7 protein-coding genes and 2 pseudogenes are annotated in these 12449 nt (G+C 40.1%); 2 read left to right on the plus strand and 7 right to left on the minus strand.

What is annotated here, in order from left to right; genetic code table 11:
• Positions 1 to 163 precede the first annotated feature (163 nt).
• Both NAG76_06345 and NAG76_06350 read right to left on the minus strand, forming a co-directional pair.
• The gene (locus tag NAG76_06345; protein URN95862.1) at positions 164 to 2794 is read right to left on the minus strand and encodes a family 16 glycosylhydrolase; all 2631 of its coding nucleotides are present in this window, start codon (positions 2792 to 2794) and stop codon (positions 164 to 166) included.
• Positions 2795 to 3104: 310 nt separating this feature from the next.
• Positions 3105 to 3341: pseudogene (locus tag NAG76_06350) on the minus strand (VOC family protein).
• A gap of 174 nt (positions 3342 to 3515) precedes the next feature.
• Here NAG76_06350 and NAG76_06355 point away from each other — a divergent pair.
• Together NAG76_06355 and pdxK are read left to right on the plus strand one after the other, a co-directional pair.
• Positions 3516 to 4127 (plus strand): annotated as a pseudogene (locus NAG76_06355) (WYL domain-containing protein).
• A gap of 83 nt (positions 4128 to 4210) precedes the next feature.
• On the plus strand, positions 4211 to 5044 hold the full coding sequence (pdxK, locus tag NAG76_06360) for a pyridoxine/pyridoxal/pyridoxamine kinase (GenBank protein ID URN95863.1): 834 nt from the start codon (positions 4211 to 4213) through the stop codon (positions 5042 to 5044).
• A 245-nt stretch (positions 5045 to 5289) separates the two neighbouring features.
• Here pdxK and NAG76_06365 read toward each other — a convergent pair whose 3' ends face one another.
• The 5 genes from NAG76_06365 to NAG76_06385 form a co-directional block, all read right to left on the minus strand.
• The gene (locus NAG76_06365) at positions 5290 to 6861 is read right to left on the minus strand and encodes a response regulator (GenBank protein URN95864.1); all 1572 of its coding nucleotides are present in this window, start codon (positions 6859 to 6861) and stop codon (positions 5290 to 5292) included.
• Positions 6862 to 6863: 2 nt separating this feature from the next.
• On the minus strand, positions 6864 to 8702 hold the full coding sequence (locus tag NAG76_06370) for a histidine kinase (protein URN95865.1): 1839 nt from the start codon (positions 8700 to 8702) through the stop codon (positions 6864 to 6866).
• A gap of 142 nt (positions 8703 to 8844) precedes the next feature.
• Entirely contained in the window at positions 8845 to 10509 is a 1665-nt protein-coding gene (locus tag NAG76_06375; protein ID URN95866.1) for an extracellular solute-binding protein, read from the minus strand.
• A gap of 90 nt (positions 10510 to 10599) precedes the next feature.
• Positions 10600 to 11484: a carbohydrate ABC transporter permease gene (locus NAG76_06380; GenBank protein ID URN95867.1), complete on the minus strand. Its 885-nt coding sequence runs from the start codon at positions 11482 to 11484 to the stop codon at positions 10600 to 10602.
• A gap of 16 nt (positions 11485 to 11500) precedes the next feature.
• A complete protein-coding gene (locus NAG76_06385) occupies positions 11501 to 12421 on the minus strand; it encodes an ABC transporter permease subunit (protein ID URN95868.1) in 921 nt (306 codons plus the stop codon).
• Positions 12422 to 12449 lie beyond the last annotated feature (28 nt).

Here is a 12449-nt window from a genome sequence, read left to right on the forward strand (position 1 = left end):
AGACTATCTCTATTCTAATAATATACCTAACCTTTAATGTTATATAGTTATATAATCTCATTATATCGAGTTACATTACCTCACATTTTTTTCATACTCTCACAGACAAAAAAATCAGACAAGCTCTCTCATAAGAGAAAACTTGTCTGATTTATTATCAGATTTACTCTACTGTTCCTTGGGTTACTCCATGAATATACGTGAGTGTAGGGGTATCCAGTGCCCCTTGCCCCGGATTATAAGTAAAAAAATACTCAAGAGTATCGCCAGATTGCAGATTATTTACCGAATAGGTATAATTACCATTTCCAATCGGTACCATAGCTACGTTCTGCTGTTGACCGTTATTTAACTTATAGTGTAGATCGGCAAAAGTTGCCCCATTTACATAAAATGTTATGTCATTGCCAATCTTCTTGAGTCCCCTAACCGCATCCCCGATGACTATAATTGTAGATGCTCCCGGTAGAACAGTAATAGCGGCGGTAGCAATTTTATTTCCATCAATTGTTGTAGCCGTGACCGTTGCCGTTCCTGCAGTAATCCCCGTCACTAACCCATTCTGACTCACTGAAGCCACACCAGCATTGGAAACAGTCCAAACTACCTGTTTGTTTGTCGCATTAGACGGCGCAACACTAGCAGTTAACTGTACATTCTGTCCGACTTCCACCTGTGCAGTAGTTTGATTTAATGTTACATCGGTAACGGACACGTTTTCCGTGTTTCCGTCACTTTCCTTATATACGCGTACATAATCCACCTGCATTGTTGCAGGAATATCAGCTGGATCTGGAGACAGAAGTCCATCAAAATATCCACCGATAGCTAGATTCATAATAATGTAGAAAGGCTCGTCAAAAGGTGCATTCGGATTATTAGGTGCGGCTGCAGAGTACCATTGATCATTAGTAACCTTAAAGAAGAACTTTCCATCTACATACCATTTAATGTTGTCCTCTTCCCAAATCATCGTATACACATGAAAATCATTTGCAAAGGTCTCACCTTCAGGGAAGTGATATTCACCTGCCAAATATCTATTCACAGGCCATTGACCGCCATAGTGTATTGCACCACTGGTAGTGCCTGGCAAACGCCCTTTCGCTTCCATAATATCTATTTCTCCAGATGCTGCCCATGCGCCATAAATTGAATCTTCCGGAAGCATCCACAGTGCTGGCCATACGCCATTACCTGTAGGCAATTTTGCACGAATGTCCACTCTACCATAATGAAGGGAAAGATGTCCTTTTGTATTGAGTTTGCCAGAAGAATATTGTGCATATCGGCTAGGATCTTGTGGGAATGATTTTGGCTCATTCAGAGCTCTTATATTCAGCTTACCATCCTGAACAAATACATTTTGATTACTATCTGTATAATGCGCTAACTCAGCATTTCCCCAACCCCAGCTATGGATATCGTCACTAATATAATAACCTGTTTCATAATTCCATTTGTTCATATCGAGTTCTGTTCCGTTAAACTCATCCTGCCAATTAAGCGTCATTCCATCAATGGCTGGATTGCTCGGCGTTCCAATTGTAATATCGTCATGATCGGTTACATCAGGGCGAGGAGCATCTGGATTGCCGATAAAGGTATAGTAAACAAAATTGCTACCGACACTCCCGCCTGATTGTCCATTTAGTGGATATCCAATTCGAATCTGCATATCCTCCTGTACAGGCTGAAACCAAAGTCCATAGATATAGTCTGCCCAATATCCCCATTGATTGGCATCTGACATGTTATTATAGCCGCTACCAGAGTATAAAAATCCACTTTGGCTAGAGTTACTCATGTCTACCCATTGTCCGTTTATATTAATCTGGTATACAAAATTTCCAAGCTCAGTACCTATTGGTGCACCTCCGTCAATCTTAGGTAGAGGTACCCCTATGACGCCATTATTATCTGCCGTGAAGCTCGTTCCATCATACGGTGTAATGACATATGAGTTTCTTACTGGGACGTTAAAGTTAATTGTATAAATAACGCTAGCTGATGAAGTTTTTGATTCTAACTTTACATTCATAGACTCCGTTACTGTAAACCAGAAGCCGCCACCACCTTCAGTAAATTGACCAAAGTTGTTATCATAGATCCAGCCGCTAGCTGCGTTATTTTCTAAATCAATCCATGTGCTGCTGTTTACAGGTTTTATATACACTTTCAAATCCTCAGCTACAGCTGCATAAGGGATTGCAGGATCATTGTTGAACATCGGATAAGTAAAACCTGCTCCACCTGTAAAGCCGGCTGTAATCTGCGACCCTTGTGTAGATGTCATAGCAGTGATCGTTGTTTTGTTAATATTTTGGAACGCAAGTGTGTAATCAAGTTTAACTCCATTTGCCTTGGAGAAAAGCTGAATTTCTGTCGTTGTGGAGAGGGTAAACCAATAACCATTCATCCCTCCGTCGCTCCAGTGTCCCCAGTTTTGGTTGTAAATAAAGCCCCCAACACTGTCAATATCGACCCAGTTGCCATTGACCTTAACATTTACACCTAAGTCATTGGACACATCTTCCCATGTTGCGGAGCCCCCGTTGAAAATAGGCATTACAAAACCGTAACTAGCCGAACCAACCCCCGATTTTGAGATAACAGGTCCGTCTGCAGCTGAAAAGTAAGCCATAGAGGAAACCGTAGATGCTGCTGCCTCAGCTGTCTGAACCTTAGAAGTTGGTAACAGACCCACGCTAGACAACATCACTACTACTAAAAACAAACTTAATACCCTTTGCTTAAACCATTTGTCCGTATATTGCTCCCGTTTCAAATTCATAAATTACCCTCCCTCATTATAGAAACCGCTTACATTTTTATTCATCTTTATTCTAACTAAAATGTTAAATGACTGAAAAGGTACAATTGTTTTTGTTATGACCCAATTTTTTAGGTCTAGCTTCTATTTGTTCTCATTGCCAATAAAAAAACACTGCCATTGAAAATGACAGCGGACGATAAATGACATACTATACTTCTTAGTCAATCAAGGTAGTTGAGGCAATATAGCAAAAACTTAAATATCATTAAGTCGAAAATGTATAAGATAATTTACACTTTTGACTTTTTTACAACTCCATGAAATTCTATTAAACTTTCTTTTCCTCTTTTAGCCTTTGATCTATAACTTTATCCAGAAACTTATCAGCGTCACTATTAAACTTCCAAAAGACACCAAATTTATCTACCAACATTCCGAAACAGGAAGACCAAGGCATCTCTGATAATGGCATAATAACATAACCACCCACAGACAAGTTAGAAAAGTGATTTTTCATTATTTGTTTATCATCAATAATGATACTAATTAGTAAATTATTGCCTTTACCAACTCGCCAGTTACATTCTAATAAAAATTTAAGTATACAATAACTGACATGAAAAAAACCTCCTTCTTGTAATACATGACGTATAAGCTATAATAGGTGACAGCTAGGTTGTCACCTATTATAGCTTTATAAAATAATATTACCTAAAGAGAATTCAATCGAAGGGATAATATAGAAAAAATTGATGCGATGGTAGGATCAGCATCCTGGAGAGGTTCAATTCACTTATCATTTTATGATTGGGAGGGTCGTTCTGAGATTCTTCAAACCTTGAATATCTGTCAGGAATCAATATTAAGGAAAAAGTTAGTTACCTTTGATTATATTGATAAAGATGGTATGGCAACAAATCGAATAATTGAGCCATATCAGCTTCATTTTAGCGAAATGAGTTGGTATTTGAAGGGTTTCTGTCTACATCGTCAGAGCTATAGAACATTTAAATTGTCTAGAATTGATAATTTTACTATGGATGAACATACATTTAACCCTCGAGATTATTTATTAGAACAAAAACAAAAAACAATATATCAATCGCAACTGGTCACTATGAAGGCGTTAATTGCACCTAGCATAAAAGATCAATTTATTGAAAGGTACGGTCGAAAGAGTATTGAAAACTATAGCACCGAATACCTCTTAGCAACAATTTATGTTCCTCAAAACAGTACTGGGTTTCGATTTCTAGCAAGTTTCGGTACAAATCTAGAGATATTAGAGCCCAAAACATATGTTGAACAATTTCGGAGCTATTTAAATCTAATGATACATAAATATTCTTAATAAGGTCACTTTAACTCAACAAGTCTGAAAGCTAAGGTTCAATTATTAACAAACAATATTTTGAAATATAAGGAGCAATAATAATGAGTTTAATGAAAACATTAACACTAGCAGGATCCGATACTAGTGGTGGTAGCGGTATACAAGCAGATCTAAAAACATTTCAAGAACATGGTACATATGGAATGACCGCTCTAACATGTATAGTAGCAATGGACCCAGAGGCAGGCTGGAAGCATAATGTATTCCCGATCGATTCCGCAGCAGTTGAAGCTCAGCTCAAATGTGCCTTTTCCACCAATCTTGATGCCATGAAAACAGGTATGCTCGGTTCCGTTGAAATTGTGGAACTAGGGGCTAAATATATTGATAAATATCAATTAAAAAATGTGGTGATCGATCCTGTCATGATTTGTAAAGGAGAAGATGAGGTTTTGCTTCCGGAGACGGTTGATGCGGCACGCGAATTGCTACTAAGTAAAGCTATAATTACAACGCCGAATCTTTTTGAAGCAGGACAATTGTCGCAATTAGGCACACTAAGAACGATTGATGACATGAAAAACGCTGCTCAAAAGATATATGATCTAGGTGCCAAAAATGTCGTTATTAAGGGTGGACGAGCGTTGCAACACGACAAAGCTGTCGATCTTTTCTATGATGGCGATTCATTTGTCCAATTAGAAACCGAAAAGTTAAAAACGTCCTACAATCACGGAGCAGGTTGCACATTTGCCGCGGCTATCACAGCGAATCTTGCTAATGGCGAGGGTATTTTTGATGCCGTGCTTCATGCAAAAAAATTCGTTACCGCTGCCATTGCTCACGGCTGGAAGCTGAACGAATTTGTCGGTCCTGTCATGCATGGTGCGTTTAATCGTTATCCGGATAATATATCTGTCACAGCTTCCAAATAAACTCTTGATTAGCAAATAACTAAATTGATTATTTTTCTTGCCCAATGGTAACAAAAATCCTCAACGATGTTAAAAAGAAAACCGGACTATTACGAGATACAGAAAATAATTTCGTAATAGTCCGGTTTTTTGTCGGCTGATTATAGATTTCTAGATATACTCAAAAACTTAAAAAACTGTCTAGAATTCAATTGCCAACTTGAGTAGGTGTGAAGCCTTCTTAATATGTGAAGGCACTGCTAAGTTCACAACGCTGTATCATGATATTTTTCTTCCCGCTCATACTTCCGTCTCATTAGCTGGCGATACTCCGTCGGTTGCATATTCATCACGTCGCGAAATGCGCGTGTAAAGCTTTTATAACTTTCATACCCAACCATTGCAGCTACCTCGACAATTTTATGTTCGGTTTCGGCAAGTAATTTTCTTGCTTTATCTAGACGCACATCGCGTAAATATTCTGCAAAGCCTTTACCGATATTTTTCTTAAATAGGTTTGAAAAATAAGCATAATTAAGTGATACATGGTTAGATACCATCGCCAAATCCAGCGGCTTATGGTAACTTTCATGAATATAGCGGATTGCTTCGTTCAAGTCTTGCGAGTTGCGGTAGCTGCACTTATATTCATAATAAAACTGGTTCAGTCGAAGTAGCTGCTGTTGTAGTGCCTGAATATAATCACGAATTCCTGGATAATCGAAGAGATTACGCAAACATTCTATATCCAGCGCTTCTTCTCCCATATAGGGGCGAATAACACGTTCATATTCCTCCAACATCTGAACCGTAGCGCGGCAAAGTTGCTGTGTATAGCGGATATGGTAGCGTTGTAGTAAATCTTTGTGGAACATCATCGAGATTCCTTGGGTGATTTCACTACTATTTTTAGCTCCGATTAACTGGAACAAAGCATATAACTGCTCATGTGGAAGTTGCCATTGCTGCTCCAATCGCTCAATGTGGATAGGTAGGATGCAGTGCTTATCTGGAAACAAGTAGCTATGGCGGTATAACTCTAGCACTTGTGTATAACTGCCCGGTAGCGTCTTTAAACCTTGCTTCGGGTCAGTCATGGCAGTGATAGCATTAATTCGCCCAGCCTTGAGTGCATTGGGTAAAGCACTAATATCTACGTTTGCATCAACGGCAAGAATAATGTGTGGACCTTGTTGCAGACATATACATCCCTGTCTGCCATAGACGTTATAAGCAATCGATTCCATACTATGAGCACTAATTGCCCCAGGTTGGTTAATCCATAATTCCTCCCGTAGTAGACAAAGGCGGTAATTGCGCCACAGCTCTGGATTTTGCTGCTCGGTGTGTTGCACCCACATATCGTCATTGGCAGCACCCTGCATAAACATGCACAACTCTTTGAGATCAGTCTCTTGGGCGCGGCGGGATAAATGTATCATATTATGTGAGAGCTCCTGTTGGGTTTTTATCTCCTGCCATACATGCTCTACCGCGGTTTGCAGATCATCCTGCTTCACAGGTTTGAGCAAGTAACCCTTTGCCCCAAGCCCAATCGCTTTTTGCGCATAGGCAAAGTCGCTATAGCCACTAATAATTAGGTAATCCACTTTGATACGCTCATCTCTGGTGTGCGCCATTAGCGTAAGACCATCCATATCTGGCATCATAATATCGGTAATTACGAGCTGGATGCTAGTCTGACGCAATAATTGTAATGCCTCAATTCCGTTGGCCGCGCAGTAGATATCATTAATCTGCAATGGAAATTGGCGCAGCATAGCCTGCAGGCCATCGCGTATATGCTTCTGATCGTCCACGATTAAAATGTTGATCATGCCTACCACCCTCCAAGATTCACATTTTCCCAAGGCAAGCGAATGGTGATACAAGTATATTTGCCCTGCACACTATCAATCCAAAGACCGCATCCTTTGCCATAATGAAGTTGCAATCGCTTATGCACGTTTTCTAAACCAAGCCCATTTTTACTAGTTACGATTGGTGTATCTGAGTCACCCTGCAGTACATCCTGCAGACTAGCAAGCATGTTGGGTTCAACTCCCACACCGTCATCAAATATTTCGATTAGTAATAAGCTTTTGTTCTCTATTCGTACAGTAATTCCAATGTTCACACTACCACCGTGTGGTGCTGCGTGATGAACGACATTTTCAACTAAGGGCTGCATGCACATTTTAGGAATAGTATAACGAAGTACTTCCTCAGGGAGCTCCGCAGATAATACAATGTTTCTACCTTCCATAAAGTTCATGAATTGAATGTAGCTTTGTATGTTAGCAAGTTCCTCACTAAGCGTAACGGTATCACTTCTCCATTTCATACTGTAACGAAGCAATGAACCTAACGAGACTAGTGCATCAGCAATAGCAGGCTGCCGCTCAACTACCGCTAGCATACGGATAGATTCCAGTGCGTTATAAAGAAAATGTGAATTGATCTGCGAATGAAGTGAGTGCAACTGTGCGTTTTTGGCAATTAGCTGCTTATCTACCACCTGCGTCATTAGCCCTTTAACCTCATCCAACATTTTGTTATAGTTTATAGCCACCTCGTCAATTTCATCGCCAGTCTCATTGTCATCGAGACCAGTATCAATCTTCGCATCCAGTTGACCTTTTCTTACCTTACGCATAGAAGATAGCACGCTGTCCAACCGACGAAATATACGCCGAGTAGTATGCGATACTAGTATCATTATTAGTAGCAGCACACACAATGTAATCGCTACAACTAATAGGTACCAACTACGAGGCCCCTTCATTAGTGCTTGGTGCGAAGCAATATCCACCACATAGGCGTCAAGTGGAGCGATGTAACGGTATATCGCGTAGTAAGTGTTATCTCCTACACTGACCTTAACGGGGCTATTCTGTTCTAACACATCTAACTGCCCGTAAATACTAGCAAAAATTTCGCCGAGATTGTCCCCAGCATTTTGAGAAAACTCATGCTTGGGATTGTATACATACCTAGAAGGATTCGTTCCGTCCATCAAAACAGAAAAGAAATCTCCCCCGGTTTCCTCGAGCAGGTCGCTGAAAAACACACTGTGCTTAACTCGAATTTCCATAATACTTGGACGTTGCTGTTGCTGACCTTGAAGACGTACAAGCCTGTAGTAGGATAATGTATGCTCACCATCTTGAAAAGCAAAGATATTGTAAGTTGCGCCCCCTTCATCCCGAAGAGTTACCCAGTAATCCTGCGGCCAAAACTTGTCATAATGGTAGATTTCGGGCCAGATTTCATACAAATTCGGGTTATCTACATAAAAGCTAAGTTCGCTTATTAGCTCGTGACTTTCGATAATATTATGCATCTGCTCGAATTGATTTTGTCTAAATTTTACCAGCCGCAAGCCATCCTCACGCATATTGGAGTGAATAAAATCGACAAATGCTTTTTGAGTCAGAGCGGTAGAGGAAGCGTTTTCAACAATATCCATTTTGCTACGTAACTGTTCATTTAGTCGTGAAACATGGCTACTTCCTGTGGACATAGCGTCCTTATATAGCTGAGTTTCCTGAATGCGAATAAACAAAAAAGATACTACAATAGCAGGGATGACGATCAATATACTAAAGGATAGAAATAACTTTTGAGAGATGCGAGAATTACGATATATCTTTCTCATCTTGTTAAGCAGATACTTCATATAAGTACCCTCCCCATTTTTGTAATATACCATATATTACAACTATTGGGTCAGTTAACTATCTACTTCCGGAAAATTGTTAAGCTCGGTAAAGTAGATAATACCGGCCATCATATTGATGACCGGCATTTCTATTGATAAGTTATTCCGCCATTTTTGCTTTTCTTACATCGAGTTCAGCCTGTCTGAATTCCGTCACTAGATCAAAACCATAACTCGCACGACGTTCGATGAAATCCGCAAATATTTTATCAAATGCAGCTTCATCTTTGGCTGTAATAAGCTCAGGCATCACTTCCGCCCAACTTTGAGAGATCCGCGCCCATGCTACTGCAGCATCAGAATCACCTTGTGGATCTAAACCTTTGTATATACCACTATCAATATCGGCCTGGCTGTTAGCGAAGTCCTCCATTTGCTTAATTACAGCAACTTTCTCAGGTCTCCATTGGTTAATAATTACCGGATTTCTAACCATCCAGTAAGTATCCATAATGCCGTAATCCTTTTCCATTTTTACAACATCAGTTTCAAGCAGATCTACCATTTCAGGTTTAAACTTCGGCTTACCATCTACCATTTCCCATGTTTCGCCTTCCTTACCAAGGAATAAATCCATTTGGCCTTCTTCGCTAGCCAAGTATGTCAAAAAGCGAATAGCACGTTCAGGGTTTTTGTTAGATTTACTAATCATCGTTACCATCCAGCCATCCATGTTACCTGGGAACAGTTTGGCTTTGTCACCATTGCTATTCTGCGGTCCATCCACAGCAATGTAGTAAGAATCCGGATTTTCACTAGCAGCTAACAAAGGATTAACTGCCGTCATTCCGTTCCATTCGCGAATCATCATAAAGTAACGAGCATTGTTCGTTTTTTCTTCTACTTGACTATCTGAATCAACTAGAAAATCTACATTAAGTAGCCCACGCTCATAGGCTGTACGGAACGTTTTTAACCATGCGATATAATCCGGATCGGTCGTACGGTCGTATACCTTTCCGTCTTTTTCAAATGGAACAGCTAACAGGTTTTGTAGATACTCACTCATACCATATGGAACATTCCCTTGTGCAAAGAAGGGACTAATCGGTTGCCCCTTATACTCGGGATATTTATCCTTTATCAATTGAAGTGCGTTCAGGAAGCCTTCTGGTGTACTTAAGTCCGGGCTACCCATCTCTTCATATAGATCTTTACGCACGAGGAAGGTTTGGTTGGCAGCCGTCATCCCAGTTTCATGCATTAGGTTAGGGCTATATGAATCGTTAGGAACGCCATACGTATTGCCATTTTCTTGACGATACCACTTTAATGTACCGTCTCCTGCCACCTTGAAGAAGTATGGATCATATTGATCTGCCAATTCATTCAGAGCATATACATGATCGCCTTCCCATAACTTTTTGACAGCGTTTTCCCAAGAGCCCATAGTAATTAAGTCTGGCAGTTTACCAGAAGTCATCATCAACGTAATTTGCTCGTTGGCTTCGCCAGAAGGTACCTCTATCTTAACATTAACGCCTGTTTTCTCTGTTACATACTTGGAAGTTAAGCTTTCTCCCCAGCTGTTACCATACCAAGATGCTCCTACAAACCATGTCAAATCGACAGGGCTAGTATCAAGCTTCCATGCAGCCTCATCTGGGTTTAACGTTGATTCGCTAGGCGGGGTCTCCGACTTATCGTTAACGGTAGGCGACGGTGCAGGTTCAGTTTTCTCAGTCTTGCTACATGCTGCTATTGCCAGCATAAGTATTACGAATAGAATAAGAGCTAATCTTTGCTTCATAAGATTACGTTTCATTACATCAACACCCTTTCTTTTTTACGATTTTACTTTTTATATTTATATCACATGCTTCTCTACATAACAGCTTAGATTGGCATATGACATTTACCCTTTAATCGCACCAATCATTACACCTTTGACAAGATAGCGCTGAATAAAGGGATAAAACATAAGAATAGGTAATGTAGCCACCATCATTGATGCAAACTTAATGGAGTTACCTGGTAGTTTCGCTCCGAACTGAGCCATCGCTTGCTGCTGCATGAAGGACATAGAATTCTCTGCTACGATTTTGTATAGCATTGTTTGCAGTGGCACTTTATCCTGTGAGTAAATGTAAATTACTCCTTGATAATAATCGTTCCAATGATATACAGCTGAGAAAAGCGATATCGTAGCAATGACAGCCATACTGTTAGGCATGACAATTTTAAACAGCACGCCATAATCCGAAGCACCGTCTACCTTTGCCGATTCCTCTAAGCTGTCCGGGATCGTTCGAAAGAAGCTCATAAAAATAATCATATTGAAAAATGTGTACATTGCAGGAATGATGAATACTAAGAAGTTATCGTATAATCCTAACTTAGTCATTAGAATAAACGACGGAATCAATCCACCAGAAAACAACATCGTAATTAAAGCGATTTTCATATATACCTTGCGACCAATAAGATTAGTCTTGCTCAAGCCGTAAGCTATAATAGCAGTAAACAGCACATGCACCGCTGTCCCTATTACTGTACGCATTGTAGTAATGTAAAAACCGTTCATCAAACCTTTATCATTAAATACGATACTGTAACTATCGAGCGATAGATTCTTTGGAAACCAGTTAACTGTACCGAGTATGGCATGCTCCGGCGCATTAAGTGAGTTAATAAATACAAACCACATCGGGTACAGCGTTATAAAGCAAACAGCCAACATCAGCACAGCATTGCAGACATCAAATACTCCGATGCGCCGAAATCTTATGCTTTTTTTCATGTATCTGCCCTCCTAGTTAGAAAATACTATCGCCAGTTAGTTTTTTAGATGTGTGATTAGCCAAGAACAATAGCCCTAGCGCTACAATCGAGCGGGCAAACAAGACGGCGGTTGAGAACGAATAGCGCCCAGATACCAAGCCCATGTTATAAATATACAAATCCAGACTTTCAGCCATCTTCATATTCATGTTGTTCTTTAACATAAAGATCTGTTCAAAGTTGCTACCCAATATTCCAGCAACTGCGAGGATAAACAGTATTGCAATGGTAGGGCGGATACTCTGAATGGTAATATGCCACATGCGTTGCCAGCGGTTGGCACCGTCGAGCTCTGCCGCTTCATATAGCGCTGGATCTATACCAGATATTGCAGCTATATAGATGATAGCGCTCCATCCAGTTTCTTTGAGCGTATCGGAGAAATAAGTAATCCACCAAAAGTACTTTGGATCACTGTTATACAAAATTTCGCGATCTTGAAACCCTAATGCCATCATTAGTTGGTTGATTAATCCGCCTTCACCAAGCCAGTTGAGCATGATCCCGCCAAAAATCGTCCAAGCAATAAAGTGTGGCAAGTACGAAATGGTTTGAACAGTACGCTTAAATCGAATACTTCTTATTTCATTGAGCATTAAGGCAAATAGAATAGGGATTGGAAAGCCAAGCAATAACTTAATGCTGCTCATCCCTAGCGTATTGCGGATAGAACGCCAGAAACGGTCATCTGTCATAAAATCTTGGAAGTGTTTTAATCCGACAAATGGCGATTGCAGCATAGGTTTAGCAATGCTAAAGTCCATAAATGCAATAATTAGCCAAAACATTGGGATATAACAAAAGATTGCCATCCAGATAATACCGGGGATTACCATGCTTTGCAATTGCCACTGATTTAAGAATGTCTTCATTCGTCCATTTTTGTGTTGGATCATATTGTGCGCCCCCTTCCATTACATCGTA

Origin of the sequence: Candidatus Pristimantibacillus lignocellulolyticus, assembly GCA_023639215.1 — a bacterium.
GTDB lineage: Bacteria > Bacillota > Bacilli > Paenibacillales > Paenibacillaceae > Pristimantibacillus > Pristimantibacillus lignocellulolyticus.

Bases quoted from the DNA above. Each gene is read 5' to 3' on its own strand.
- NAG76_06370 (URN95865.1), bottom strand. From the start codon at position 8,702: ATGAAGTATCTGCTTAACAAGATGAGAAAGATATATCGTAATTCTCGC.
- pdxK (URN95863.1), top strand. From the start codon at position 4,211: ATGAGTTTAATGAAAACATTAACACTAGCAGGATCCGATACTAGTGGT.
- NAG76_06365 (URN95864.1), bottom strand. From the start codon at position 6,861: ATGATCAACATTTTAATCGTGGACGATCAGAAGCATATACGCGATGGC.
- NAG76_06345 (URN95862.1), bottom strand. From the start codon at position 2,794: ATGAATTTGAAACGGGAGCAATATACGGACAAATGGTTTAAGCAAAGG.
- NAG76_06375 (URN95866.1), bottom strand. From the start codon at position 10,509: ATGAAACGTAATCTTATGAAGCAAAGATTAGCTCTTATTCTATTCGTA.
- NAG76_06380 (URN95867.1), bottom strand. From the start codon at position 11,484: ATGAAAAAAAGCATAAGATTTCGGCGCATCGGAGTATTTGATGTCTGC.
- NAG76_06385 (URN95868.1), bottom strand. From the start codon at position 12,421: ATGATCCAACACAAAAATGGACGAATGAAGACATTCTTAAATCAGTGG.